The sequence below is a fragment of the Microlunatus soli genome (genome assembly GCF_900105385.1).
GTDB lineage: Bacteria > Actinomycetota > Actinomycetes > Propionibacteriales > Propionibacteriaceae > Microlunatus > Microlunatus soli.
Genome location: NZ_LT629772.1, coordinates 1,810,402 through 1,836,503 on the forward strand (window position 1 = coordinate 1,810,402; position 26,102 = coordinate 1,836,503).

Sequence of the window (26,102 nt, forward strand, 5' to 3'; positions counted from 1 at the left end):
CTCGTCGTGACCGTTCGGTACTCGTCGTGACGGCTCGGACCCTGTCGGAGTCGTTGCGCACCCTCGACCAAGATCAACTCGCCGAGCTGCTCCGCCTCCGGCCCGATCTGCGCTACCCGCTGCCTCGGCACATCGCCGAACTGGTGTCCCAGGCGACCACCTCCACCTCGGTCAACCGAGCCATCGACCGACTGAACGGTTGGCAACTCGCCGTCGTCGAGACCCTCGCCGTCCTGGACGACGGCAGCACCGTCGAGCAGATCGCTGACCTGCTGGACTCCGCGCCCGAGCAGATCGCCCCGGCCGTCGACCTGCTGCGCCGACAGGCGCTGTTGTGGGGCGACGACCGGGAACTGCACCTGGTCCGGGCCGTTCGAGATCATTTCGGCAACTACCCGGCCGGCCTGGCACCCCGCTCGCCGCAACCGCTCAGCGACGAGCAGATCGACCAGGCGTTGGCAGCCTGCGGCGACCAGGTCCGGCCGGTCCTGGACCGACTGCTCTGGGGCCCGCCGACCGGAACCGTCCGCAACGCCGATCGGACGATCACCGTCAGCGCTGCCCGATCGCCGATCGAGCAGCTGCTCGCCCGACGGCTGCTGCGGCCGCTGGACCGCGACACCGTGATCCTGTCCCGGGAGGTCGCGCTGCGGCTTCGCTCACAGCAGTCGGATTGGCTGCTGCCCGGCGAACCCGTCGCACCGCAACCGCCCGAACTGACCGGACCGACCCGGTCGCCGGCAGTGGTCCGATCGGCCGCCGCCGGTGCCGCCCACGAACTGGTGCACGATGCCGAGTTGATCATCGCCGACCTGGACAGCACACCGCGCCGGCTGCTCCGCGACGGTGGGCTGTCCACCCGCGACGTCCAAGCCCTGTCCCGGACCGTCGACGGCCGCGTCGACTACACCGGTTTCCTGCTCGAACTCGCTGCTGCCGCCGGACTGATCGGCACCGCTGACCGGATCACCCTGTTGCCCACCGTCGACTACGACCTCTGGGTCACCGAACCCGGACCGGACCGTTGGCAACGACTGGCCACCGCCTGGCGCGACACCGAGCGGCAGCTGTCCACCGAACCGGGCAGCCACCCGCTGGCGACCGACGCGATCGCGGCCCGCGCTCCGGAGAATCGTCGGCTGCTGCTCGGACTCGCCGCCCGCGCCCAGATCGGCACCGTCCTGGACGCCGGGCGACTGGCCGACGGCGTCGGCTGGCATCGCCCAGCGGCCGCGCGCAACGGCCAGCAACTCCGGCAACTGATCGAGCAGACCTGGCAGCAGGCCGGCTGGCTCGGACTGGTCGCCCTCGGCGCGGTCTCCGACCTGCTCCCGGTGATCGCCTGCGAACGGGACCTGCCCGACGACCTGCGCCGGCTCTTCCCCGAACCGCTGGACCACGTCATCGTCCAGTCCGATCTGACCGCCATCGCCCAAGGTCCACTGGAGGCGGGGGTCGCCGGCACCCTGCGCCTGGTCGCCGATCAGGAATCCCGCGGCGGCGGAGCGGTCTATCGCTTCAGCCAGTCCTCGGTACGCCGCGCGTTCGATGCCGGCTGGGCTGCCCTGGAGATCGGCGAGTGGCTGGAGCGGCATTCCAGCACCGGCATCCCGCAGCCGCTGCGCTACCTGATCGACGACGTCGCCCGGCAGCACGGCACGGTACGGGTCGGTGCCGCCAGCAGCTATCTGCGGATCGAGGACCCTGCCCAGCAGGCGGCGATCCTGGCCCACCCGTCGGCTGCCCGATTGCAGCTGCGACAGATCGCGCCCGGCGTCGTGGTGTCGCCCGCCGACCCCGACGAAGTGGTCACCGCACTGCAGGACATCGGTCTCAAACCGGCTGCCGAGGACAACGAAGGCCGACTGCTGACCACCCGGCCACGACGCCGCGCACCGGTCCGGCATGATGCGCCCGGACGACCGGCCGCCGCGACACCCGACGAGGCTGCCGCCGCCATCCTCGCCGCCGAGCAGCGGCTGCCACCCCCACCCACCAGCGACGGACTCGACATCCTGGCCGAGGCAGCCGGCACCGAGGACGTCGTCGAGGTCACCATCGTCAGCGCCGACGGTACGCCGGCCAGGCGGACCCTGCGACCGATCACGGTCGGCGACGGGATCGTCCGAGCCATCGACGCCGAGTCCAACGAGATCGTCTCGATTCCGGTCTCCCGAATCTCCGCCGCGCGAAGTGAACCCCGGACCATCTAGACTGCCGCCAATGGGGGAGACGGCGATCAGAAGGACCTTGATCGTCGTCTTGTGTTTGTGTGGCGTGGCCGCGATCTGGTTGATCGCCGACCGGGCAGCTCTCGAACAGCGCCCGGCGGCCTCACCGGCAGCGCCGGACGCCGGCCGATCAACTGTCGTCAGCCCTGCGAGCCAGTCCTCCGAAGGCTCGGGATCCGGTGGTTCGCACAACTCCGGTGCTCCGACGTCGTCGTCCTCTGCCGACGCCGGAGCACGAGACATCACTCCGCCTTCCGCGGTCTCGGGTCTGCACGTCATCTCCGCCACCCACCAGACGGTCACGGTCGGCTGGGATCCGATGGCCGACCGCGAGGAGATCGCCTACTTCCGCGTCACGCTGAACGGCATCAAGGCCGGCGAGACCGGTGGCACCCAGCTCACGATCGACTGGTTCAACGACGGGATGACCGACCACTTCGTCCAGGTCTGGGCCTTCGACGCCGCGGGCAACCGCAGCGCCCACAGCAAATCGGTGATGGTGGCGCGGCCTGAAGCGTCCGGGCCGGCGGGTCCGGCCGGTCCGCAACCCGATGTCGGTGGCAACGGTTCCGGCGACGATCGGACGTCGCAGCCCGACACCGAGAACGCCGGACCGAGCACGAAGAACACCGGACCGCAGAAGAACACCGGCCCGAGCAAGAAGACCGACAACGGTCCGAAACCCGACACGGCCGAGTCGGACACGGCGGAGTCGGACACGGCGGATCAGCAGTCCGATACCGCCCCCGAGCCGGACGCCGGGCGGCAGCCGTCCCAGACCGAGCCCCAAACGGGCGCTCCTCGACCGACCCTGTCCCCGACACCCGCCCCGACCTCGTCCTCCCCGAGCACCGACCCGCGGTCCACGCCGGTCGAAACCCCGTCGGAACGCCCGGAGCCGACCGAGACGCCCACGTCGCCGCCCAGCGATCCTCCCTCCTCGGACAGCCCACCGTCGGACAGCCCGCCGTCGGACAATCCGCCGTCGGACAATCCGCCGTCGGACAGCAAGCCGGACGATCCCAACGGCGATCCGTCTCCGTCGCCCACCGGCGACCCGTCACCGACCGACGAGGCGACCGACGAATCCGAGCGCGCCGAGTCCGATCGGGATGGGGCCGGGTTGCTCCCGGGCCTCCTCCCGAGCGATCGGAACCGCGCAGAGCCCTCCTCCGAGCCGTCGGAGTCGACGCGACCGTCGACCGAACCGACACCGCACGGCCGCGCCTTCGCCCCGACTCCGTCGTCGGACCCGAGTAGGCTCGAATCTTCCACTGCGTCACCGGCCCCCAGCGCCTCACCCGGCCGCTGAACCGTACGGCGTGGTGGCACTCCCCACCCTCTGAACGAATCAGGTTCTCCACGCATGAATCAGGGTCCACTCGTCGTCCAGTCCGACCGCACCCTGCTGCTCGAGGTCGACCATCCCGACGCGGCAGCCTGTCGGATCGCGATCGCGCCCTTCGCCGAGCTCGAACGCGCCCCCGAACACATCCACACCTACCGACTCACCCCACTCGGCCTGTGGAACGCCCGCGCCGCCGGCCATGATGCCGAGCAGGTCGTCGACGTCCTGCTCAGCTACAGCCGCTATCCGGTGCCGAGTTCGCTGCTGGTCGACGTCGCCGACACGATGGACCGCTACGGACGACTCCGGATCGAGAAGCATCCGACGCACGGCCTGGTCCTGGTCAGCACCGACCGCGCCGTCCTCACCGAGGTGTGCAAGAGCGCCAAGGTGAAGGGCCTGATCGGCGCACCGATCGACGAGGACACGGTGATCGTGCACCCGTCCGAACGCGGCCACCTGAAGCAGGTGCTGCTGAAGCTCGGCTGGCCGGCCGAGGACCTGGCCGGTTATGTCGACGGCGAGGCTCACGAGATCGCCCTGACCGAGCAGGACTGGCAGCTGCGGCCGTACCAGAAGGATGCGGCGGAGTCGTTCTGGCACGGCGGCTCCGGAGTCGTGGTTCTGCCTTGTGGTGCAGGCAAGACGATGGTCGGCGCGGCGGCGATGGCGTCGGCCAAGGCGACCACGTTGATCTTGGTCACCAACACCGTGTCGGCCCGCCAGTGGCGCGACGAACTGGTCCGCCGGACTTCCCTGACCGAGGACGAGATCGGCGAGTATTCCGGTGCCAAGAAGGAGATCCGGCCGGTCACCATCGCGACCTATCAGGTGATCACCACCAAGCGAGCCGGCGTGCATCCGCACCTGGAACTGTTCGACGCCCGGGACTGGGGCCTGATCGTCTACGACGAGGTGCACCTGTTGCCGGCACCGGTGTTCCGGATGACGGCGGATCTGCAGGCCCGCCGCCGACTCGGGCTGACTGCGACGCTGGTCCGCGAGGACGGCCGGGAGGGCGACGTCTTCAGCCTGATCGGCCCGAAGCGGTACGACGCACCGTGGAAGGATCTCGAGTCGCAGGGCTACATCGCCCCCGCCGATTGCGTCGAGGTCCGGGTCACGCTCACCGACGAGGAACGGATGACGTACGCGATCGCCGAGGAGGACGTGAAGTATCGGCTGGCGGCGACTGCGGAGTCCAAGACCGCGACCGTCGTCGATCTGGTCGCCAAGCATCGCGGCCGTCCCACCCTGGTGATCGGCCAGTACGTTGATCAACTCGACGAACTCGCCGAGCGTCTGGGCGCTCCGTTGATCAAGGGTGAGACTTCGGTCAAGCAGCGGGAGAAGCTGTACGAGGAGTTCCGGTCCGGCGAGATCGATCTGCTGGTGGTGAGCAAGGTGGCCAACTTCTCCATCGACCTGCCCGGTGCCGAGGTGGCGATCCAGGTGTCGGGCGCCTTCGGCTCCCGCCAGGAGGAGGCCCAGCGGCTCGGGCGGCTGCTTCGCCCCAAGGGCGAAGGGCTGACCGCTCGCTTCTACGCCGTCGTCGCCCGGGACACCGTCGACGCCGACTTCGCCCAACACCGGCAGCGTTTCCTGGCCGAGCAGGGCTACGCCTATCGGATCCTGGACGCCGCCGACGCGACCTGACCTCGTCCCTGGCGAAGCAGCTGTCAAGCACGCCGGACTGATCGTGCGGTCGGCAGCGGTGTGCTTGACACAACGCGCCCGATCACGGAAACGGTCGGTGTGCTTCGTCTGCTCGGCCGACCGGAGCAGCCGGACCCGCGGCGTCTGAGCATCCCCCGAGGCACGGACCGACTCCCGGTTCCCGTCCCGTTGAGGTACAGCCTCCGAGGTCCTCGTGGATACGGCGTCGAGAGAATCACGCCGGAGTCGGTCACACGGCCCCTCGTCACTGCGCTCGCGGCGACACCACCAAAACCACTTGACCGGTGTCGAGAGATCTGCGAACCTCATTACACCAGCTAAACCATTTAGATGGTGTAATGAGCCCAGAGGGGGCCCTGATGTCTGCACGGGTGGGTGTCGCACGCCCGACAGTCGACGATCCAGCAGCCGCACGGCGCGCCGGGTCCGACCTCGATGAGGATCCCGCGCCGACGGGCCGCGACGAGAACCCGACGAGGCGGGATCGACCACTCGCCGAACGGGTCGGAGGCTGGCGTTGGCAACCGTCGCCTGACGATGAGCCGCCCTCGGGCCAGGTCGGCAGCGCTCCGACGGCGGAGCCGGACCGCGCCGGGGCGCGAGTCTTCCTGCTGGCACGGATACTGATCGGCTGAGACGCCGACCGTTCCCGCTCACCTGCTGCTGGTGCCCGCTCGCCGACGCATCTTGATGTAGTTGCCGCAGCCGGCCATCGAGCACCAGCGCCTGGCGTGATTGCGGGACGCGTCGTAGAACGCCCATCGGCAGGTCTCGCGGGCGCAAGCCTTCAGCCGACTCCAATCGCCGCCGGCCTGGCACCGGAAGATCGCTTCGACGATGCCTGCGACGGCCCGTTCGTACCCGGTCCCCGATCCCGTGATCGCCAGGTCCCCGCTATCGTCGACGCCGACGCGGAGCGGGAGCCGCGCCAGCAGCCTGTCGAGCTGATCACGCGCTCCGGTGTCTGCATCGCAGCCCGCATGGGTCATCAGCAACGCGCGCACACCCTCTCTGAGTCGCGTGGCCGCGTGCAGGTCATCCAGGGTGAACCGCACCGACGCCGAGGCGAGCCCTCGGGAGGCGAACCAGTCCCGGAGGGCGGTCGGCGAGTCGAAGCTCTCGGCGTCCACCTGCGGCTCGTAACTGTTGACGAAGTCGCGCACGATCGCTGCGGCAGGCGGAGCCCACGTGTCGAACCCGTTCTCGGCAGCCTGCATCACACCATCGTAGCGATGTCGTCGGTGGACATCCGAGGCAGCGCAGGGGGGCGGTCCGGGCTAGGGAGATACTGGTCCGTTCGGGCCGAGCTGCGGACCCGCGATGCGCGCCCGCAGCACTTGGCACACGAGTGCAACGCAGCGAGCGGACGTGCAGCGCGAGCCGCAGCCCGAATAGATCAGTGGTTCCCTAGCCGCTGGTGCCCGTCGCCTCGGCCGACGCGTCGTCCTCGGGCAGCCGGGTCCGGCCGACGTCGTACTGCACGGCGCGCAGCCGGTCGTCGCTGGACATCAGGATGAAGCAGTCGACCGGTCCGTCATGATCATCTCCGCGGACCAGCTTGATCAACAACTCGTTCCAGCCCTGCTCGAGCTGGACCGTCTGCATCGGGCCGGAGGATGCATTCAGGCTGGGCCGGACCGGCCGACCCTCCTCGACCGTCGCGATCGGGACGTTGTTCAGCCAGACCCGATTGGCGATCGACGCGTCAACTCCGAGCCGGACACGGCGGGCGTCGGGCGACTGCAGATAGGTCCGTAGGTACAGCACGCCAGGGCCGGTCAACACCGACGCCAGCTCCGCGTCATGACCGGCGACCGAACGCTGTTGCCACTCCCCCGGCCGGCTGCCGTCGGCTGCCAGTTCCTCGGCGGGAAACGGATCGGTCAGCGCCGATGACACCGACCCGGTCAGCGGCTGCACCTGGCTGAGTTGCTGGGCGACGCCACCGACCAGCACGAACGGGACCGGTGCCGGTGTCGGTCTGCCCTCGACGCGCAGGTCCAGCCGTAGCCGGTTGCTGTTGTCGATCAGGGCACGCGGCACGGATGGCAGCTGCCAGTCGAGCGCGATCGAATCGCCGGGCAGCAACGTCATTGATCGAGCCGGCACCGTCGCCCAGCCGGCCGGCAGCGCCAACTCGGCCGTCACGTCGAGGGCCTCCTCGCGATGATTGATCAACTCCGTCGTCACCGTCCGCTCCCGATCCGGATGCAGGACCGGGCTGCCGTGATAGTTGATCTTGACCTCGATGGTTCGGCCCGGGACGGTGACCACGGCGTTGCTGGCTGCCAACTCGTCCGCAAAATCCTTGTCGGCGTAGAGATCGGCCTCGGTCTGCGTCAGTCGTCCGGACGGGTCGAGCAGCCGATGGTGGCGCAGTACGCGATCGGCCACCACCCTGATCCGCCGGACCAGCTCGTCGAGGGTCTGCGGGACCGGGCGGATGCTGTCGGAGAGATGCTTGACCCCACCCCAGGACTCGTTGGTGGCAATGGTGTCGCCGAGCGGCTGCACCCACTTCGCTGGCAGCCTACGGCTGCCGTAGAGGATGCCGAGATAGCTACCGATCGCCGCACCGGAGGAGTCGGTGTCGTAGCCGCAGTTGACGGTCTTGCAGATCCCGTCGCCGAAGTCGTCACCGTAGAGCAGACCGATCACCTGGAAGCCGAGGTTGATCGGCGAATACTGGGCGACATAGTGCGGGGTCGCTCGACGGACCGCCTCCCGTGCCGCCTTCCAGCCCAGACCCGCTCGGTGGGCATCGAGGACAGCGCGGACGGCCTTCGCGGAAGCACTGGCCCGGGGGATGTAGGACAGCCCGATGTCGATCAAGGTCTGCCGGTCCTGCACCACGAACGCTGCCGATTCGACAGCAGCGTTGAACACCTCACCGTTGACGCCCTCGCCGCCGGCATGATCACAGATGGCGTCCTGGATCGCCAGCCGGGCGGCGATCCGTGGCGCTCCTGGCGCGATGCAGGCCCAGATCTCCGAACGGATCGGCGAGCCCATGCAGTCGATGAACCAGTTGTTGTGGCTTCCGCTGACCGGAGGCTCCAGACCGAGCCGGAGGTTGCCCTTGCTGAGCCCGTACTCGTCGAAGTTGTAGCCGATGTGATCCAGCCAGTAGCCGGCCATGTCGCGTGCGGTCAGTTCGGGCCCGACCTCCTCGGCCGCCTTCAGCCAGGCCAGCTGCATCTCGAGATCATCATTGGGCAGTCCGCCTTCCTTCAGCTCCGGATACCACCACACGTCGAACGGTTCGTCCTCGCCGAACGCCTTCTCCAACGGTGTGCCGAGGGTCCCGCCGGCGTTCTTGCCCTGCCAGCAGCCGTACACCCGGTCGTAGTAGTCCTCACCCCCGATGTCCAACACCAGGGAGGCTGCGGTCTCCGCGTTACGCACGCGCAGGTCTGTCATGGTTATCCCTTCACTCCGGTGATCACGACGCCCTGCACGAACCAGCGCTGGGCGATGAAGAACAGAACGACACACGGCGCCATCGCCACCGTGGCCGCGGCCATCATGCTGGCGAAGTCCTGGGACTTCTCCCCGACGAAGTTCATGATCCCCAACGAGATCGGGAACTTGTCCTGTGACGACAGATAGATCAGTGGTCCGAGGAAATCGTTCCAGTAGAACAGGAACGCGAACAGCGCGACGATGATCAACGCCGGCCGGGCCAGCGGCAGCACCACGGTCAGGAAGCAGCGCAGGGTGCTCGCTCCGTCAACCTTCGCCGCATCCTCCAACTCGCGCGGGATGGACAGGAAGAACTGTCGGAGCAGGAAGGTGTTGAACGGTGTCGCGAACAGCGCGGGCACCAGGATCGGCAGATAGGTATCGAGCCAGCCGAGCAGGCCGAACATCACGAAGGACGGGATCAGCGTCGACCAGGCCGGGACCATGATCGTCGCCAGCATCACGAAGAACAGCGCATCTCGTCCGGGGAATCGCAGCCTGGCGAAGGCGTAGGCGGCGAACGAGCTGCCGATCAGTGAGAAGGCGACGCCGACGAAGGTGATCAGCACCGAGTTGAGGATGTACCGCAGGAACGGGCCGTCGGCGAACAGATCGGTATAGGTGTGCCACTGCGGATGTTGCGGTATCCACCTGATCGGATAGGCGTAGATCTCCTCCGGTGTCTTCAGACTCGTGGTCAGCATCCAGGCGAACGGGACCAGGAAGGTGACGGCACCGATCAGCAGCACCAGGTAGGAGCCGCCGCGCCGGACCCGCTCAGCGGTGCCCGTCACGCCGCGGTAGGACTTCTCCGTTGCTTCAAAACCACTCATCGGCTCTCCCCTGCGTAATACACCCACGCCTTCGACGTCTTGAAGATCACACCGGTGACCGCGACGATGATCACGAACAGCACCACCGACAGCGCCGAGGCGTACCCGAGGCGGAGCTCGACGAAGGCGCGGTTGTAGATGCTCAGCGCGTAGAAGTAGCTGCCGTAATCCGGGCCACCACCGGTCATCACGTACGCCTGCGTGAACACCTGGAACGTCGCGATCAGCCCGAGCACGAGCTGGAAGAAGATCACCGGGGACATCATCGGCAGCGTGATGTTGCGCAGTGTGTGCCACCAGCCGGCGCCGTCGATCTTGGCCACCTCGTACAGCTCGCTCGGGATCCCCTGCAGGCCGCCGAGATAGATGATCACCGAGGAGCCGACACCCCACAGCTGCATGATCACCAACGCCGGCAACACCCATCTCGGGTCCTGCAGCCAGGGGACGGGCGGCACCCCGAACAGGCCGATGAAGCCGTTCAGGATCCCGTACTCGCGGTGGAAGACGAAGTTCCACAGGATCGCGACGGCGACGCCTGACAGCACCGACGGCAGATAGTAGATGGTCCGGAAGACCCGGACACCGATCAGCTTCTGATTCATCAGCATCGCCATCCCGAGCCCGATCAGCAGACTCGCCGGGAGGTACAGCAGGGCGAAGATCCCGGTCACCTTGAGCGACTGCCAGAAGAGCGGGTCGGCGGTGAAGATCTCGATGAAGTTCTGCAGACCGACGAATCGCGGAACGCCGCTGCCCTTCCAATCGGTGAAGGCCAGGTAGAGCGCGCCGAGGATCGGACCGGCGGTGAACAGGACGAAGCCGAGCAGCCAGGCCTGGACCCAGAGCAGCCCGGTCCAGGCCTCGCGTCGGGCCAGTGTCGAGCGACGCCTCCGTTGCTGCCCGGCCGCCGGACGCCCTGCGGGTGTTGCGGCCCCGGGACGGTCAGTAACGCTTAGCTGCGACATTGGTGTCGTCCTGGATCTTGGTCAGGATGGTCGCGGGCTTGCCCCGGACGCCCAACGTGTCGAACTGGGTGTTCCAGGCCTGCTCGAACTCCGACCAGAACTTCGGGTAGGACCAGTTGACCGCGTCGTCGGCCATCTGCTGCGGGAAGATCTCTGCCGACGACGGCGGTAGCTTGCCGGTGCTCACCACCTGTTCCCAGCGTTTGGCCGATGACTGCCGCCCGGGAATGCTTCTGGTCACGTCGGCGATCAGCTTGTCGGTCGACTCCTCGCTGGTGATGAACTTCAGGAAGGTCCATGCCGCCGCCTGATTCTTGGATGCCTTGGCGATACTCCACGCACCGCCCGCCGCCGAGACCGACCGCTTGCCCGACGGCCCCTTCGGCAGCCGGACGACATCCCACTCGAACTTGTCGGCAACCGCTGCTCTGGTCTGCAAGGTCGCCCAGGAACCGTTGACGTTGAACGGGACCAGCTGCGAGGCGAAGATGTCGACCCCCTCCGGGGTGCTGCCGGTGGCCGGAACGACGCCGGCCTTCATCTGCTCCGCCCAGCCCGTGACCACACCGAGATTGGCCGCATTGTCGACCACGCAGGAGGTCAGGTCCTTGCTGAAGGTCTCGCCACCGTGCGCATCGAAGACCCCCATCGCAAACCAGTCGGTCGTCGTCAGTCCGACGCCCCAGCGGATCTGCCGTGCGCCCTTCCGCTTGACGAACGGCTTGCCCATCTCGAACAGGTCGTCCCAGGTCCAGTCGTCGGTGGGCATCGAGATCCCTTGCTTGTCGAGCAGGGTCTTGTTCACATAGATCGCGAAGTTGGAGAAGTCGTACGGCAGCGCGTACAGGCTGTCATCGACGGTCAGCTGCGCAACCTCGGCCGGCCAGAAGTCGTCCGGCCGTACCTCACCACGATCCTTGCCGATCAGGTCCTTCAGCGGAAGGAGCCAATCGCGGGCGACGAACGGCGCGATGTCGAAGCTGCGGGTGTAGAAGACGTCGGCCAGCTTCCCGGCGACCGCGGCGGTGTTGATCTTGGTGTAGTACTGCTCACCCTCGGCGATGTTGAGCAGCTTGACGGTGATGTCGGGATGGGCCTTGTTGAACGCCTCGATGCGTTCCTTGAAGAGCTTGGTGTCCTCCTCGGTGTGATTGGTCCACCATTGGATCGTTCCGGTTCCCGAGCCGGCGTCGCCGGAAGTGTCGGTCCCCGGAAGCCCTTTCCCTCCCGTGCAACCGGCGACCACGCCGGCCGCTGCCGCCGTCCCGACCCCGAGAAGCCCGCGGCGGCTGAGTCTCATCTTCGGTGCGATGTCATTGTTGATCATCGTCGGTCCTGATGCCTGATGGTGCTGACATGGTGTGTTCCCTCGCTTCGTTGCGGGTCAGCGGTGATGCGGCGCCGCGGTGGACGCACGCAGCACCAGCTGGGTGGTCAAGGTCGCGGTTGTCGGTTCTCCGACACCGGACCCCAATTGCTGGATGATCATGTCGACGGCTCGGCGGCCGAGCTCGACCTTCGGCTGCGCCATCGTGGTCAACGGCGGTACCGAGTGTGCTGCGAGGTCGACGTCGTCGAAGCCGACCACCGAGAGCTGTTCGGGGACCCGGATGCCGATCTGGTAGGCCCGCTGCAGCACCGCCAGCGCGGTGGCGTCGTTGAAACCGAAGATCGCGGTCGGCGGTCGGCGACCGGTGAGCAACGCTTCGGCGGCATCCCAGGCGGTCGACCGATCGGCCGGCCCGACCCGGATCAGGTCCTGCTCGAGCTCGAGGCCGGCAGCCTTCAACCCTGCCTTGTATCCCCGATAGCGGCCGCTGCTGCGATCGTTGCCGACGTAGCCGATCCGGGCATGACCGAGCCCGACGAGGTGATCGACGAGCTCGCCGGCACCGGTCCGGGTGTCGACGGTCGCCAGGTCGATCACCTGGGGATCGGTCCGCAGCCCGATACCGACCACCGGAGTGCCCCCGGCCCGCAGCTCCGCCAGCCGTTCGACCAGCTGTGCCGATGCCGGCGGCGTGATCACGATCCCGTCGACACCGTGGCTCTGCAGCTGATCGATCGCCTCCATCGCCCGGTCAGGCTCGCCCATCGTGTGTGCCAGGAAGACCACGCAGCCCGCGTCGCGAGCCCGTTCCTGGATCGCGACCGCCAGCTCGGCGGTGAACGGGTTGCGAAGATCGGACACGACGAAGCCGAGCATCCCGCTCTTCCGGGTCCGCAGGCTGGCCGCCGCGCTGCTGCGGACGTAGCCGAGCTCACCGATCGCCCGGGCGATCCTGGCCCGGGACGCCTCGCCGACATAGCCGTTGCCGGTCAGGTAGCGCGACACGGTCCCGACCGACAGCCCGGCCCGGGCCGCCACGTCGTACGCCGTCACCTGATCGGCCATCGAAACCTCTCACGAGTGTTATCGATTACAGCTGTAACCGATAACACAGTAGGACGCACCGAGCACGAGCGTCAAGAGATGTGTGCTCGGTGTTGAGATCGAAGAAAGATCAACAAGAGCGCAATGCCTGTTGAACACCACGATCGCACGGTCTGCTCGCCGGCTGCCGCCGCAGAGACGGTGATTCAGCACAGTTGCTCGCGGCCGGTCCCGATACGCTGCCCTGGACCGACTGACACCCGCGCACCCCGGAGCCGGGGCGAGGCGATCAGCGGGCGGCGCACAGATCCCGGATCAGTGCGGCTTACGCCGCATCGTGGATGAACTCATGGAGCGTCTACAGAACCAGACCCTGCGTGGTTTCGCCGGTTTGACAGCCCGCGGCGTTCCCGCACGAACGCCTGGAGCACGACTTCAGCCGCCCGCGGAAGAGATCCCTGGCGAACACCGTCGCTAGCCGCCCGCACGTCGACCGTGGCGGGCAGACAGCCCGGTCACCCGGGCAGTCGAGCAAGCGCAAGGATCGCTGTGTCACAGACGATCGATGCCCCACGAGCCGGTCGTCATTCTGGTCGCCCGGGCGCCGCCGGTGTCCGGGAGGGATCCCCAGTTCAACACCAGCTCGACGCTCGACCGGGTGCCCGATGATGGTGCCCGGACGCCTATCCGCCAGGGGGCGTCGTCTGATCGTGTCGGCGGTGGAACCTGACCCGGTAGGTTGCACGGCTATCTGTACCCGGCGAACTTGCCCGGGAGCGTTGTTGCAGAATTGGCAAGATCCCCGCATGCTGCTCGGGCAACTTGGGTCACGGTGCCTGTTCGACCTCCAGCCGCTGCCGACCTGCGCCCGTTGCCGCGCAGATGGCGATTTACTCGAGGATCGAGCTCTCAGGATCGAGGATCGACAACGCAAAGCTCGAGTAGCTTGCCGAGCCCCGGTCTGACGGGCTCAACAGAGGCGTTCCTGCTGGAACGTCCGGAGAGATTCGTGCCGCCAATCCAGAGTGCTCGGTCAGCGATCGTCGATCGGACAGACCGCTATCGGCCGTTGCGGTAACGACACGCCGCGATCCGCGCCTCAGAGTCATCGACGATCTTGTAGACCAGCCGATGCTCATCGCTGATCCGCCGCGGACCAGTAGCGGGCAAAGTCGTGGCGCAACGGCTCCGGTTTACCGATTCCCTCGTTGCCGTTACCGATGATGTCTTGGACCAACAGGTTGATCCGCTTCAACGTCCTGCGATCCTGCGACTGCCACCAGACGTAGTCCTGCCACGCGTTGATGTCCCAGACCAGACGCATCTTCAGTCGTTGCCGACCAGATCGTGAGCTTCGCCCTCTCCGGCTTCCAGTCGCTCCATCGCATCCAACAACCGACGCACGTTGGCCGGTGACCTCATCCGATACGCCGTCTCAGGCAGCCCCAAGTCAGGAAGATCGAGATGCACAACCTGCCGCAAGCGGATCGCTGACCGGGCACTCGCCCGACGTGACCGGGCGCCCAAAAGGGATTGACGATCGACCTAACGTGACGGGGGTGGACATGTCGCCCGCCCATCACCGCGCCGTAGCCATTCTCGCTGACGCCGTCGGGCGATCACCCGTCAAGGTCGACGCCGAGTGGACGTGGGGCTCGACGCTTGTCGTCCGGACGGTTATCGATGACGAACTGACCATCTTCATCAAAGCCGCTGCCGATCAAGACGTCCACACCGAGGCGGCAGCCATCGCGCTTGCCCGAAGCGCAGGCGTCCCGACCGTCGATGTCCTCGCGACCGGCACCGACAAACAACTCCCCGGAGGGCGCTGGATCATCACCAGATCCGCCAGCGGAGAACCCATGCAAGATGTCGGCCGAACCGCGCCCACGACAAGCCAGACTCTGGACGATCTTGCCGAGTGCTACACCCGGCTCCATCAGGTGACGTTGCCCGGCCACGGACCACTCGGACCCGGCGGAACCCACGCTGTCTTCGCAACCTGGTCCGAATGGCAACAACGCATCATCGAACGGGCGCTGGACCAGCTTGCAGCCAACGGGGCAGCTTCCGATCATTTCCTGGCCCGATCACACCATCTGTGCGAGAAATTCGCTACCGACCTCGACGCGGCGCCGGCCGCCCTGCTGCACGCCGACCTCGGTGATCGTGAGCTCTTCGTCGACCCCGGCACCGGGGACGTGACATCGATCGTGGATTGGGGCGACGCCCTTATCGGCGACCCGCTCTACGACCTCGTTCGGTTCGTCGGCGGCGGCCCCGCCGACGATCCCAGACCCGCGCAGCTACACCCGACCCTGCACGCGTGCTACCTCCGCCGGAACCCACAGCACCGCGCTCGCGCCCGGCGGATGATGACCTTCTACCGATTCCACATCTGCGTCGTCGAAGCCGCCTGGGAACCCGACTGGGCACCGGCGCACATCGCATGGGCCAACCAACTCATCGACGACCTCTCCTGAGAAGAGAACCACCGACAACGCTCGGTCGCGAACAGGAATCCGTTGCGCAGGGGATCGATCACCGGGCAGCCCGCCTATCCAACGCCTCACCGTGCTGCACTGGGACCATGGCGGGCACCGATCACACCGATCGCACCGATCACACCAGGGACAGCAGGGCCGCTGTACCCCTCGTCGCGATGGCAGCGAGCATCTTGATTGTCGGCTTTACCAATTGGCCTTGGTACCTCCGAGCCGGTGTCGGCATTGCAGTCCTCTGCGTTGCAACAATCACCGCCAGCCGACTCGCACGGACTGATCGCCGTCGACGATCTACTCACACCGACGCAGCAGCACCGGCGGATAGGACACACCACTGCTGTCCGGATGAGTTCAGCACCGGGCGATCAGGCGTGGTGCTCCACAGTGGGATGTTCCGGCGGAAACCTTCCCTCGCCCCGCCGGCACCGATCGGTCATCGGTGCTGCCGGAGAATCCCCTGCACATCACGATCTCGTTCCGCCCAGACACCGACCACCTGAGCGGGCGGCACTCGCTCCGAGCACCGACGAAGCCGCCAGCGGGTGGAATTCGGACCGAGTTCACACCAAAATCCACCCAATCCCCGCGACGATGCTCTGGAGTCATCGGTGACTCGAAGAGCATGATCACCGACGGACCGCCGTCAAGCTCCTCGGACTGCGCAGGATTGACGACCATGTTGCGCCGGGCGCGTTTGTCGAACGACGCCGAGGTCGAGCGGCCGGTCTTCGGCCGATCTCGACAATCGGAACCGGCGGGCGGCGCGCCGACCGCACCGGTCCAACCGGGCCACCGGACATTCGGCCGGCTCAGCCGCAGGTCTTCTCCCCCATCGCCTCCGGAGCGACCAACGGCCGCATCCCGAAGGCTGCGCCCGCCTCGTCGATCGGCGCCTTGTACCAGGCGCCGGTCATCGCGATCTTGCCGTCCGGAGTGGCGAAGGCACCGATCGGCAGCGGGTATTCGCTGCCGGATGCCGCGCCGAAACGCCAAATGTCCAGCCACGCGTCGGCCGGCGCCCGGGTGATCACCAACGGTGATTTGAGTTGATCATCGGAGGTCCGCGTGGTGACGGTGGCCAGCGCCGGCACCACACCGTTGACCGGGATCAGCAGTCCGGCCTGTTGGTTCTTGACCGGGAGCGACAGGTCCGACCGTTCGCCGGGCTCGGCCTCGGATTCGGGTTTGACATCCAGCGCGGTGCCGGTGGCCGCGTCGTCATCGGGGAAGGACCGCAGTCCACCATCGAGCTTCTCACCCGCCTGGGTGTGCACCGAGAGCGTCAGACATTCGCCCTCGTACCCACCGCCGATGGTGTCGGAGCTGAGGACCTGCCCGGGCTTGTCGAGCATCCCGACCAGCCAGGTCGCCTCGTCGGCGTCATCCAGATAGCCTTCGATCCCGACCAGGCCGGCGTCGTAGCCGTGTGCCGGCAATTGCTTGACGGCGGGGTCGATCTTACTGCCGTCCTCGCCGCCGAAGATCCGGACCGGCGTGTTGCCGATCATCTCGATCTTGTACGACGTCTTGCCGGTGGCCTCGTCGTCGCCGTCCTCGACCGTCCGATAGCTGGTCTCGAAGGCCAGTTGATCATCATCCCCGTCAGCGGTGATCTTGGAACCGGTGGCCACGATCCCCAGATCCTCGGGCTCGCCGTCGACCGACCCGATCAGGTGGGCGGCAACCAGCTTCTGGTCTCCGACCTCACAGGAGAACCTGGCCAGCACGTAATCCCGGCCGTCGATCGTCACCTGCTGACTCCCGGTCAGCTCCGCCTCGCTCCGCAGCCCACCGAATCCGGGAGTCTTCTCCGACTGTTTGCCGTCCCGCAGCGTGACGGGTTCGGCCGGCACCTCGAAACCGCAGCCGCCGCGGTAGCTGAACTTCTTCAGATCGACCTCGCCGAGCCGGACGTCACCCCGATCGCCCTCGCCCGGGGTCGAGGGAGCCGCCGAACTCGCACCCTTGCCGGCGGCCGACGAGGCGGGTGCTGCCGGATCCGACGATTCCGGGTCGGTCCCGGCAGAGCTGCAACCAGCGAGCAGCAGCAGGCAGGACAGCGCGACGGCCGTCATTCGAGGAGCGAACACGCCGGACACTGTAACCGTGTGAGCCGTCCATCTCCGATCCCGGCCGACCGGGCACTCAGCCCTGCCGATGCTCGTGCTGCGGCGCCGCCGGCACCGGCAGCGACCGGGTGAAGGAGCGCAGATCCTCGATCAGGCTCGCCGGCTGTTCGAGCGCGGCGAAATGCCCTCCCTCATCGCGGTCGGTCCACCGCACGATCCTGTTGGTCTGCTCGGCGAACTGCCGGATCGACGGGTCCTCGGCATAGGCGATCACGGCGGTCGGAACACCGGAGATCTCGAACGCCGTCGGATCGGCGAACAAGCGGCTGTATTCGGCGTAGACGTTGTTGGCCGTGGATGTCGCCGTCCTGGTCAACCAGTACAGCAGCACGTTGGCCAGGTGGCGATTGCGGTAGTGCGAATCAACCAGTGCCTGGGGCGTATGGGTCCAGGCCTCGACCTTCTCCACGATCCAGGTGAGTAATGCGATCGGCGAGTCCTCCAGGCCGTAGCCGATGGTTTGCGGTCGGGTCGCCTGCATCAGGTTGTAGGCGTTCCCGTCGGTCATGAACGCGTCGATCATCGCCATCCGACGACGCTCGACCGCAGTCATCCCGGCCATCGTCGCCTCGTCAACCGGACCCATCGGGATGAAGCCGAGGGAGGCGGCGTTGACGTGCACCCCACGGACATGGGCTGCATCCACCCGGCCCAGGTGTGGCGCCAGCACCGCGCCGTGATCACCGCCCTGGACGAGGTAGCCGTCGTACCCGAGATCCGACATCAACGCGGCGTAGGCCCGAGCGGTCCGGTCCACGCCCCAGCCCGGCTGCCTGGTCGGTCCGGACAGACCGGTGCCGGGATGGGAAGGGAGCACCACGTGGTACGCCGGCACGTCCGATGGCGGGGCGGTCAGCGGCTCGATCAGGTCGATCAGCTCGACCACCGTGCCGGGCCAGCCATGCAGGAGCAGCAGGCCGTTGGCGTCAGCACGCTCGGATCGGACATGGACGAAGTGGATCGACTCGCCGTCGATCTCGGTGACGAACTGGGGCAGCGCGTTCAGTTCGGCTCGCAACGCCTCGACATCGAAGGCGGCGAGCTCTGCGGCCCATTGTCGTGCCTGGTCGACAGGTACGCCCTTCGACCAGTCCGCGACCCCTGGCAACGGCTCCGGCCACCGAGTGGCCGCCAACCGTTGCCGCAACAGATCGATCTCTGCCCGGTCGACCTCGAATGTGAACGATCGCATCGCGAACCCTCCCCGCCTCGATTCCTGGTGACCATCAGGCTAGGGATCATTCGGGACAGTTTTTGACCGCTGTACGGCGGCCGACTCGCGAGCCTAGGACGGCGCTAGGCGACCGGCTGTGCCAGCGCCGATGACTCCGACTCGCCGGCGACGCCGGGGCCGGCCTGCGATTGTTCCAACCACTCGAAGGAGGTGGGATCGCCGGGTGCGAGGAACCAGCGTGCGGTGTAGTACGCCGTCACGACGAAGGCCCCGGTTGCGGCCAGCAGGAGCGGCCAGACCGCCGCGTCCAGCACCGGCTGCGGGAGGATCGATTGGTCATGCTCGAAGGCGGCCCACCAGACCGCGATGTGCAGCCCGCCGAGCAGTGCCCAGCAGACCGCACCGAGCCGGGCTCGCCGACGCAGCCGACGGCGATGCAGCACCTGATGCAACAGCGGATTGGCGATCGCCGACATCACGCCACCTCAATCACATGAGTCACAGCAGTAACTGTAGCCACGGATTCGCGATCGTCGAGGCGAATGCGCCCGTCGATTCCAAGCTGTAATCAAGCAACTCCCAGCCGTGACCGCGCGGGGCCGTTCAGGATGCTGCGGGTGCCCGCAGCCGATCCACCTGCAGCACCGCGCGGTAGATGTCGACCAGGGCCTCGGTCGCCACGGTCCAGTCCCAGTTCAGTGATCGCCGACGAGCCGCCCGGGAGACCGTCTGCCGGCTCGGGGTCAACAGACTGCGGATCAGCTGCGGTGCTCGCCCCCAGTCGTGCTCCGCGACCACCGCGCCACCGGACGAACCACCGAGGATCTCGGCGGTCGGAGCACTGTCGGCGGCCAGCACCGGCAGTCCCGAGGCCAGGGCCTCGATCAGCACGAAGCCGAGGGTCTCGGTGTTCGACGGGAAGGTGAAGACGTCAGCGGAGGCGTACAGGTCGGCCAGTTCGTCGCCGGCCAACCACCCGGTGAACAGGGTGTCGGTGTCGGCCAGATCCTCGACCAGCTGGTTCCGCATCGGCCCGTCGCCGGCCAGTACCAGCCGGACACCGCGGGCCCGCGCCAGCGGATAGAGCCGCCGCAGGCCCTTCTCCGGCGCCAGCCGTCCGACGTACAACGCCACCACGTCGTTCCGGTCATGATCACCCAGCAGCGCCCGGCGCACAGCCTCGTCGCGGCGGCGCGGATGGAAGCGTTCCAGGTCCACCCCGAACGGCCACAGCTCGACCGGCTCGATCCGGTGCCGAGGCAGCAGCTCGGCCATCGCCTGCGAGGTGACCAGGGTGCGGTCCGACGAACCGTGCTGATGCCGCAGATAGGCCCAGATCGGGCCGCTCAGCAGTCCGAGGCCGGCATGCCGGGCGGCGGTGGCCAGATCCTGATGGAACGAGGTGACCACGGGCAACTCGAGGGACTCGGCAGCGGCGAGCACCGCCCGTCCCAAGATGTAGGGACTGAGCACATGCACCAGATCGGGCCGGAACTCTCGCAACGCCCGCTCGACCGGACCCCGCCACGGCAGCCCGAAGATCCGGCCGCCGGAGACGAAACGGGAGCTGACCGACGGCAACTCGACGACCCGTACGCCGTCGGGATGCTCCCGGACGCCGGCTCCGTCCGGCACGATCAGCAGCACCTCGTGGCCGGCCCGGCGTAGTTCTGTCACCGTCGCCCGCAACCGGGTGACGACACCGTCGACCGACGGCGCCCAGGTCTCGGAGCCGAATGCGATCCGCATGCCACCGAGCGTAGGAGCCGCCCGGAAACGCTGCTGCTCTGCCATCCGGCGCGGTCACGACATCGCGATGAACGGACCGGCAGCGGTGCCGATCACGGTGGAACTGGACCGCAGCCACGGTGGCACCAGTGCGGCACACGCGCTAGACCGGGCGGGTCGACTCCTCGGTGACCAGCCCGAGGTCGATCGGCCACCGGCCCGGGCGCTTCAACGAGCCGACCAGCTGGCTGAGCTCCTTCGGCCAGATCCACTCATCGGTGTCGGCCAGCTCGCCAGGCTCCCACCACCGGTTGTCGATCATCGTCACCTTCTCCTCCTCGGTGAAGGCGGAGTTGTCGGGGACGAAGGCATCGGTCCGCACGACGAAGAAGGCTTCGGTCTGATCGAGCACCTGATCGGAGTAACCGTGCTGCGCTCGGCGGCGGGCGATCGGCCCGATCAGTTGGGCCTCGGTGACCTCCAACCCGGTCTCCTCCGCCAGCTCACGGATCGCTGCTTCGGCCTCGGTCTCACCAGGATCGATTCCGCCGCCTGGGGTCACCCACCAGTGGCGATCGGGATACCCCGGATCGGTGTCGCAGAACAGCAGCACCCGGTCGTCCGGATCGATCACGATCACCCGCGCTGCGGTCCGGGTGCGACGGCGCCGATCGGCGGGATCGTCCGGGATGACGAAGGTCCTGGGCGGATCGGTCACCCGCCCATAGTAGGGCGTGTCCCTCGGGATACTGGCCAGGCGACAGCAGGCGGAGTTGAAATCCGGTTGCCCCGCTGCTTGCACGAGAGTAACGTCAGCGCGCCCCTCGAACCTCCCCGATGTGCATCGGAGTGCCTCGCATGCCCGAAAGCCCGTCCACCACCGAGTCCGCCGCCTCCCGATCCGACCAGATCGCCGACGGGTCAGATCAGATCACCGATCAGGCGATCCTCGCCGAGCGTCGTCACATGGAAGAATCCCGCGCCGCGCTGCGGCAGATGCGCGACCGGGTCTCCGGCCTGTCCGCCGAAGGAGCCGCCGCCGTCAGCGAGGGCCCGAACGTCTCGACGGTGCACCTCAAGCAGGTGCTCTACCGCCGGGTGAAGTCGCTGCAGGACGATCCGACGGTCCCGCTGTTCTTCGGCCGGATCGACTACCTGCGCTCCGATCTGCCGCCACAGGTGTACATCGGTCGACGGCATGTCACCGGTGAGGCCGGCGGCGAACCGATGGTGATCGACTGGCGGGCGCCGGTCGCGCTCCCCTTCTACCGAGCCACCCGCGACGAGCCGATGGGCATCGGCCTGCGCCGCCGTTTCGGTTTCCACAGTGGCCTGCTGACCGCCTTCGAGGACGAGGACCTGGCGGCCGGCGAAGAGCTGCAGAACTCCGACATCCTGGAAGCCGAGATCGAGCGCCCGCGGACCGGGCCGATGCGTGACATCGTCGCCACCATCCAGCCCGAGCAGGACGTGATCGTCCGGACCGATCTGGCGCAGTCGGTCTGTGTGCAGGGTGCACCGGGCACCGGGAAGACCGCGGTGGGTCTGCACCGGGCCGCCTTCCTGCTGTACGCCTACCGCGAGCAGCTGTCCCGATCCGGTGTGCTGGTGATCGGTCCGAACGACAGCTTCCTGTCCTACATCGCCGACGTACTGCCGGCGCTGGGCGAGATCGACGCCACCCAAGCGACCGTGGAATCCCTGGTGAGCAAGGCGACCGGGCTGGCGGTCGGCCGGCTGGAGGACGCTACGACGGCGGTGATCAAGGGCGACAGCCGGATGGCCGACGTGATCAAGAGAGCAGTCTGGAGCCACCTGCGCCCCGCCGACAGCACCTTGGTGGTCCCGCGCGGCGCCCATCAGTGGCGGGTTGCGGCCTATCTCGCCGACGAGATGGTCGAGGCGATCAAGAACCGTGGGGTCCGGTACGCCGCCGGCCGGGAGATCCTGCCGCAACGACTGGCCCATCAGGTGCTGCTGCGGATGGAAGCGGCCGGCGACTCCCCCGACGACCGGGTGCAGAATGCGGTGGCCCGCAGCAAGCCGGTGAAGGCCTACGCCGAGCAGCTCTGGCCCGCCCTCGATGCGGCAAAGTTGATCATGCGACTGCTGTCGGAGCCGGAGTTCCTGGCCGAGCACGCCGACGGCCTGCTGAGCGAGCAGGAACAGCAACAGATCCTGCTGGCCAAGCCACCGCGTTCGGTGCGTTCGATGAAGTGGTCGACCGCCGACATTGTGTTGGTTGACGAGGCGGCCGACCAGCTCAACCGGACCTCAAGTGTCGGGCATGTGATCATCGATGAGGCTCAGGACCTGTCGGCGATGCAGTTGCGCGCGGTCGGTCGTCGGGCCAGCACCGGATCGGTGACCGTGCTCGGTGATCTTGCGCAGGCGACGACGCCGTGGGCGACGACTTCCTGGGCCGACACGCTGGGCTACCTGGGCAAGCCTGCCGCCACGGTGGAGGAACTGGTCGCCGGCTTCCGGGTGCCGGCTGCAGTGATCGAGTTCGCCGGACGGCTGTTGCCGAGTATCGCCCCGGACCTGACGCCGCCGCACTCGATCCGCCGGACCCGTGGTGACCTCGTCCTAACGCCGTCCCGATCACCAGAGGATGATCTTGCCGACGCCGTCCGGACTGCATTGAAGTCCGAGGGCAGCATCGGGCTGATCACTCCGGATGCCTTACTGGACAAGGTTTCTGCCGGCCTGACCGATCACGGCATCGACTTCGCCGTGCTCGGCCAGGAAACCGACCCGGTGGACACTGCTGCCTTCGAGCGACGGGTCGACATTGTGCCGGCCTCGATCGCCAAGGGCCTTGAGTTCGACCATGTCGTGCTGTACGAACCGGCCGCCATCGTCACCGGCGAGCCGGATCGGACGACCGGTCTGCGCCGGCTGTATGTCTGCCTGACCCGCGCCGTCACCTCCTTACAGATCGTGCACACCGAGCCACTACCCGAGCAGCTCACGGCGGCCTGAGTCGATCGTCAAGCAGCGAACCGCTTGAAGGCCGCGCGGGTCCCGGGTCCGGCAATGCCGTCGATCGGACCGGTGTAGCCGTCGTAGCGCTTGAGCAGCCGTTGCAGGGCCGAGATGGTGCCGTGACCGACGATGCCGTCGATCGCGCCGGTGTAGCCCCAGTACGTCTTCAGGCAACGCTGGAACGCCTTCCAACTGTTGGTCCCGAGCAGACCGTCCCAGGCTCCCGTGTAGCCCCAGTACATCGTCAACCAGGACTGGACGTGGATGGCCTCGGATCTGCTCAGGCCGAGATTGACCACCGTCGAGATGGCGGCCGTGTTGTCGGCGGTGGCACCGGGCTGATGGCGCGCCACCACCCGCTGCGGAATGGGCACTGATCGCCCCGGCCGCCCGGTCGCCTCGATGCCGACGGTTCGTTCGCCGGTGTCCGCCGCGGCGCTCGGTGCCGCGACAACTCCTCCGACGGCCGACACCGCGGCGACGACGGGCACCGCGGCCACTGCCCGCATCAACGAGCGGCGATTGATGGCGTTGTTCATGACTGACCCCTTATCGGTGCTGTTCCACATCGGATGGAACGCTAGGAACAGCCGGTAGCCTGGCAATCGCTCGGGAGTGCCGGAAGAGGGTCCACCGCAGCCCGAATTCCCTTTCCGGACGATGTTTTCGGCACGTCTCGCTCCGAAGTCTGATCCTCCGATCATCCCGCAGGCGGACGCGCTCGGGCGACAACCGACGACAATGTCGGATAGCGGGTATCGGTGATCAACTGTGCAGCCGCAGCGTCCCGGCGTCGGCGTCCAGACGCGCCACTGCGCCGAGCGGCAGGGCGAGATTGCGATCGTCGTGGCCGAACGCCGCCCGGTGCAGCACCGGGATACCAAGATCACCGAGCCGGTCCACCAACACGGCGTCGATCTGCTCACGCCGATCGGACTCGGTGAAATCGCCGAGCACGATCCCGGTGACGTTGCCGAACCATCCGGAGCGACGCAACTGGGTGAGCATCCGATCCAACCGATAGCCGGTCTCGCCGACATCCTCCAGGATCACGATGCTCGGCTCGCCCGGAGCAGGCTCGACGCCGAGGTCGCCGGCGATCAACGCCAGATTGCCGCCGATCAGCCTGCCCTCGGCAGTCCCCGGCCGCAACATGCTGCCGGTGATCAACTCCGTGCCAGGGTCCGGTCGCGCGGTCAGCAGCCGACGGACCGCAGCCGCCGACGGCTCGTCGGTGAGCTGAGCGCCGGTACCGACGGGGGCGTGCAGCGTGACCTGGTCGAGCTCGCGTCCGATCCGAGTGTGCAGCGCGGTGATGTCGGAGAAGCCGATCAGGTGTTTGGTTCCGGCGGTCCGCATCGCAGCGAAGTCCAGCAGATCAACCATCCGCTGCGCGCCGTACCCGCCGCGCGCACACCAGACGGCGGCGATGTCGGGGTCGGTCCAGGCTGCGAGCAGGTCGTCGGCGCGATCCTGATCGTCGCCGGCCAGGTAGCCCAGACGGGGATGCCGATCGCGCAGGTGCCGCCCCGGTCGGACCGTGAACCCCCATTCGGTCTCGAGCCTGGCGATGCCGCGGTCGACCCGTTCGGGCGCCAGTGGTCCGCTCGGCGCCACCAGAGCGATCACCGACCCCGGACCGATCGCCGCCGGCCAGCGTCGCGAGTTCAGCGTGCCAGACGTGATCGTTTTCTCCTTCTCAACCCGGCCACGGTCAGCAGGTGTACCAGTTCGCGGGATCGGCGCTGTTGGGCGCCTGCGGCCAAACAGTCGTCGAATCGGTCCGCGGGTACGTCGTAATGATCATGGTCGAAGGCGCGGCGTGGGATCCCGATCCGGTCGGCGAACGCGTTCAGTTCGTCAAACGAGCTGTCGCTGATCAGGTGCGACCAGAGCCGACCGTGTCCGGGCCAGTTCGGCGCATCGATGTAGACCGCCATCAGCTCGCCGAACCGCCGGCCACCGTGTCGTTGGCTGCGGCTCGTTGCACGGCGCTGTCGATCAAGGTCCGCCAGCTGCGGACCAGATCGGCGTCCACGTAGGCCTTCCACGAACCGGTCGGCCGGGCAGAACTGCCGATGTGGAACGCGGTCACACCGGCATTGGCCAACCACGGCACGTGTTCTGCCTGCAGCCCACCGCCGGCCATGATCAGTCCGCGGGCGAACTCGTCCTGCTCGGCCCGGCGCAGCAGATCGTCCAGACCGTCCTCGACGCCGCGGGCCGAGCCGGCCGTCAGGACCTGGTCCAGATCCCGCAACTGGCGAAGGTCGCGCCAAGCCCGGTCCGCGGAGATGCACGCATCGATCGCCCGATGAAAGGTCCACGGGCACTGCAGATCGGCGGTCAGCTCCGACACCACCTCGACATCGATCTCGGTGTGTCCGTTGAGGAAGCCGAGCACCAAGCCTTCGGCGCCGACCTCGAGATAGCCCTCGGCGAGCGCCTTCAGCCGGACCATCTCGCCACCGTCGGTGCTGAAGCCGTCCCGCAGCCGGACCATCACCCGCAGCGGCAGATCGGTCGCCCGGCGGATCTGGCCCACCAGGGCAGGCTCGGGTGACAGGCCGTCGCTGTCCATACTGCCGACGACCTCCAGTCGGTCGGCGCCGCCGAGCTGTGCGCGTTCGGCGTCGGCGGGATGCAGAGCAATCACTTCGAGCAATCCGGTCATCACCACACCACC

At 67.5% G+C, this 26,102-nt stretch carries 21 protein-coding genes; 5 read left to right on the forward strand and 16 right to left on the reverse strand.

The window, feature by feature from the left end:
- Nucleotides 1–26: 26 nt before the first annotated feature.
- From BLU38_RS08425 to BLU38_RS08435, 3 genes are read left to right on the forward strand one after another with little or no spacing between them, the layout of a single operon-like run.
- Complete coding sequence (locus BLU38_RS08425) at nucleotides 27–2,213, forward strand: helicase-associated domain-containing protein (protein WP_091522878.1); 2,187 nt, start codon at nucleotides 27–29, stop codon at nucleotides 2,211–2,213.
- 10 nt (nucleotides 2,214–2,223) lie between these two features.
- Nucleotides 2,224–3,543 carry a hypothetical protein gene (locus BLU38_RS08430; RefSeq protein WP_157683309.1) on the forward strand — a complete coding sequence of 440 codons (1,320 nt, stop codon included), beginning with the start codon at nucleotides 2,224–2,226 and terminating at the stop codon, nucleotides 3,541–3,543.
- Between the two features lie 54 nt (nucleotides 3,544–3,597).
- Nucleotides 3,598–5,235: a DNA repair helicase XPB gene (locus BLU38_RS08435; protein ID WP_091522888.1), complete on the forward strand. Its 1,638-nt coding sequence runs from the start codon at nucleotides 3,598–3,600 to the stop codon at nucleotides 5,233–5,235.
- Nucleotides 5,236–5,909: 674 nt separating this feature from the next.
- Here BLU38_RS08435 and BLU38_RS31630 read toward each other — a convergent pair.
- The 7 genes from BLU38_RS31630 to BLU38_RS08475 all read right to left on the reverse strand — a co-directional run bounded on the left by BLU38_RS31630 (nucleotide 5,910) and on the right by BLU38_RS08475 (nucleotide 14,217).
- Nucleotides 5,910–6,473 carry a CGNR zinc finger domain-containing protein gene (locus BLU38_RS31630; protein ID WP_091522894.1) on the reverse strand — a complete coding sequence of 188 codons (564 nt, stop codon included), beginning with the start codon at nucleotides 6,471–6,473 and terminating at the stop codon, nucleotides 5,910–5,912.
- A gap of 190 nt (nucleotides 6,474–6,663) precedes the next feature.
- Nucleotides 6,664–8,676: an ADP-ribosylglycohydrolase family protein gene (locus tag BLU38_RS08450; RefSeq protein WP_091522898.1), complete on the reverse strand. Its 2,013-nt coding sequence runs from the start codon at nucleotides 8,674–8,676 to the stop codon at nucleotides 6,664–6,666.
- 2 nt (nucleotides 8,677–8,678) lie between these two features.
- Nucleotides 8,679–9,551, reverse strand: a complete 873-nt coding sequence (locus tag BLU38_RS08455) for a carbohydrate ABC transporter permease (protein ID WP_091522901.1) — start codon at nucleotides 9,549–9,551, stop codon at nucleotides 8,679–8,681.
- On the reverse strand, nucleotides 9,548–10,519 hold the full coding sequence (locus BLU38_RS08460; protein ID WP_091522904.1) for a carbohydrate ABC transporter permease: 972 nt from the start codon (nucleotides 10,517–10,519) through the stop codon (nucleotides 9,548–9,550). The genes BLU38_RS08455 and BLU38_RS08460 overlap by 4 nt, the downstream gene beginning before the upstream one ends.
- Nucleotides 10,497–11,846, reverse strand: a complete 1,350-nt coding sequence (locus tag BLU38_RS08465; protein ID WP_091522907.1) for an ABC transporter substrate-binding protein — start codon at nucleotides 11,844–11,846, stop codon at nucleotides 10,497–10,499. Before BLU38_RS08465 ends, BLU38_RS08460 begins: the two co-directional genes overlap by 23 nt.
- Before the next feature lie 57 nt (nucleotides 11,847–11,903).
- Entirely contained in the window at nucleotides 11,904–12,914 is a 1,011-nt protein-coding gene (locus BLU38_RS08470) for a LacI family DNA-binding transcriptional regulator (RefSeq protein WP_091522912.1), read from the reverse strand.
- A 1,114-nt stretch (nucleotides 12,915–14,028) separates the two neighbouring features.
- Nucleotides 14,029–14,217 carry a type II toxin-antitoxin system YoeB family toxin gene (locus tag BLU38_RS08475; RefSeq protein ID WP_331715070.1) on the reverse strand — a complete coding sequence of 63 codons (189 nt, stop codon included), beginning with the start codon at nucleotides 14,215–14,217 and terminating at the stop codon, nucleotides 14,029–14,031.
- An 88-nt stretch (nucleotides 14,218–14,305) separates the two neighbouring features.
- On the opposite strand from BLU38_RS08475, the gene BLU38_RS08485 reads away from it, so the two are divergent.
- Nucleotides 14,306–15,376, forward strand: a complete 1,071-nt coding sequence (locus tag BLU38_RS08485; RefSeq protein ID WP_157683310.1) for a phosphotransferase family protein — start codon at nucleotides 14,306–14,308, stop codon at nucleotides 15,374–15,376.
- 830 nt (nucleotides 15,377–16,206) lie between these two features.
- Here the strand turns inward: BLU38_RS08485 and BLU38_RS08490 are convergent.
- The 5 genes from BLU38_RS08490 to BLU38_RS08510 form a co-directional block, all read right to left on the reverse strand.
- A complete protein-coding gene (locus tag BLU38_RS08490) occupies nucleotides 16,207–17,487 on the reverse strand; it encodes a hypothetical protein (protein ID WP_157683311.1) in 1,281 nt (426 codons plus the stop codon).
- 55 nt (nucleotides 17,488–17,542) lie between these two features.
- A complete protein-coding gene (locus BLU38_RS08495; RefSeq protein WP_091522923.1) occupies nucleotides 17,543–18,718 on the reverse strand; it encodes an epoxide hydrolase family protein in 1,176 nt (391 codons plus the stop codon).
- Between the two features lie 104 nt (nucleotides 18,719–18,822).
- Nucleotides 18,823–19,176: a hypothetical protein gene (locus BLU38_RS08500; protein WP_091522927.1), complete on the reverse strand. Its 354-nt coding sequence runs from the start codon at nucleotides 19,174–19,176 to the stop codon at nucleotides 18,823–18,825.
- Between the two features lie 127 nt (nucleotides 19,177–19,303).
- On the reverse strand, nucleotides 19,304–20,449 hold the full coding sequence (locus BLU38_RS08505) for a glycosyltransferase family 4 protein (protein ID WP_172836101.1): 1,146 nt from the start codon (nucleotides 20,447–20,449) through the stop codon (nucleotides 19,304–19,306).
- A 142-nt stretch (nucleotides 20,450–20,591) separates the two neighbouring features.
- The gene (locus BLU38_RS08510; RefSeq protein WP_091522935.1) at nucleotides 20,592–21,146 is read right to left on the reverse strand and encodes an NUDIX hydrolase; all 555 of its coding nucleotides are present in this window, start codon (nucleotides 21,144–21,146) and stop codon (nucleotides 20,592–20,594) included.
- Between the two features lie 140 nt (nucleotides 21,147–21,286).
- Here BLU38_RS08510 and BLU38_RS08515 point away from each other — a divergent pair, with 140 nt between their 5' ends.
- Entirely contained in the window at nucleotides 21,287–23,413 is a 2,127-nt protein-coding gene (locus BLU38_RS08515; RefSeq protein WP_091522938.1) for a HelD family protein, read from the forward strand.
- A gap of 8 nt (nucleotides 23,414–23,421) precedes the next feature.
- Here the strand turns inward: BLU38_RS08515 and BLU38_RS08520 are convergent, their stop codons facing one another.
- The 4 genes from BLU38_RS08520 to BLU38_RS08535 form a co-directional block, all read right to left on the reverse strand.
- A complete protein-coding gene (locus BLU38_RS08520; protein WP_197680046.1) occupies nucleotides 23,422–23,955 on the reverse strand; it encodes a peptidoglycan-binding domain-containing protein in 534 nt (177 codons plus the stop codon).
- 226 nt (nucleotides 23,956–24,181) lie between these two features.
- Nucleotides 24,182–25,045, reverse strand: a complete 864-nt coding sequence (locus BLU38_RS08525) for a S66 peptidase family protein (RefSeq protein ID WP_197680047.1) — start codon at nucleotides 25,043–25,045, stop codon at nucleotides 24,182–24,184.
- A 38-nt stretch (nucleotides 25,046–25,083) separates the two neighbouring features.
- The gene (locus BLU38_RS08530; protein WP_091522945.1) at nucleotides 25,084–25,356 is read right to left on the reverse strand and encodes a DUF4031 domain-containing protein; all 273 of its coding nucleotides are present in this window, start codon (nucleotides 25,354–25,356) and stop codon (nucleotides 25,084–25,086) included.
- Nucleotides 25,356–26,090, reverse strand: a complete 735-nt coding sequence (locus tag BLU38_RS08535) for a copper homeostasis protein CutC (protein ID WP_091532147.1) — start codon at nucleotides 26,088–26,090, stop codon at nucleotides 25,356–25,358. Before BLU38_RS08535 ends, BLU38_RS08530 begins: the two co-directional genes overlap by 1 nt.
- Nucleotides 26,091–26,102 lie beyond the last annotated feature (12 nt).

Excerpts from the sequence above, each read along its gene's own strand:
- BLU38_RS08430 (WP_157683309.1), top strand. The coding sequence starts at position 2,224 with ATGGGGGAGACGGCGATCAGAAGGACCTTGATCGTCGTCTTGTGTTTG.
- BLU38_RS08435 (WP_091522888.1), top strand. The coding sequence starts at position 3,598 with ATGAATCAGGGTCCACTCGTCGTCCAGTCCGACCGCACCCTGCTGCTC.
- BLU38_RS31630 (WP_091522894.1), bottom strand. The coding sequence starts at position 6,473 with ATGCAGGCTGCCGAGAACGGGTTCGACACGTGGGCTCCGCCTGCCGCA.
- BLU38_RS08450 (WP_091522898.1), bottom strand. The coding sequence starts at position 8,676 with ATGACAGACCTGCGCGTGCGTAACGCGGAGACCGCAGCCTCCCTGGTG.
- BLU38_RS08455 (WP_091522901.1), bottom strand. The coding sequence starts at position 9,551 with ATGAGTGGTTTTGAAGCAACGGAGAAGTCCTACCGCGGCGTGACGGGC.
- BLU38_RS08460 (WP_091522904.1), bottom strand. The coding sequence starts at position 10,519 with ATGTCGCAGCTAAGCGTTACTGACCGTCCCGGGGCCGCAACACCCGCA.
- BLU38_RS08465 (WP_091522907.1), bottom strand. The coding sequence starts at position 11,846 with ATGATCAACAATGACATCGCACCGAAGATGAGACTCAGCCGCCGCGGG.
- BLU38_RS08470 (WP_091522912.1), bottom strand. The coding sequence starts at position 12,914 with ATGGCCGATCAGGTGACGGCGTACGACGTGGCGGCCCGGGCCGGGCTG.
- BLU38_RS08475 (WP_331715070.1), bottom strand. The coding sequence starts at position 14,217 with ATGCGTCTGGTCTGGGACATCAACGCGTGGCAGGACTACGTCTGGTGG.
- BLU38_RS08495 (WP_091522923.1), bottom strand. The coding sequence starts at position 18,718 with ATGCGATCGTTCACATTCGAGGTCGACCGGGCAGAGATCGATCTGTTG.
- BLU38_RS08500 (WP_091522927.1), bottom strand. The coding sequence starts at position 19,176 with ATGTCGGCGATCGCCAATCCGCTGTTGCATCAGGTGCTGCATCGCCGT.
- BLU38_RS08505 (WP_172836101.1), bottom strand. The coding sequence starts at position 20,449 with ATGCGGATCGCATTCGGCTCCGAGACCTGGGCGCCGTCGGTCGACGGT.
- BLU38_RS08515 (WP_091522938.1), top strand. The coding sequence starts at position 21,287 with ATGCCCGAAAGCCCGTCCACCACCGAGTCCGCCGCCTCCCGATCCGAC.
- BLU38_RS08520 (WP_197680046.1), bottom strand. The coding sequence starts at position 23,955 with ATGAACAACGCCATCAATCGCCGCTCGTTGATGCGGGCAGTGGCCGCG.
- BLU38_RS08530 (WP_091522945.1), bottom strand. The coding sequence starts at position 25,356 with ATGGCGGTCTACATCGATGCGCCGAACTGGCCCGGACACGGTCGGCTC.
- BLU38_RS08535 (WP_091532147.1), bottom strand. The coding sequence starts at position 26,090 with ATGACCGGATTGCTCGAAGTGATTGCTCTGCATCCCGCCGACGCCGAA.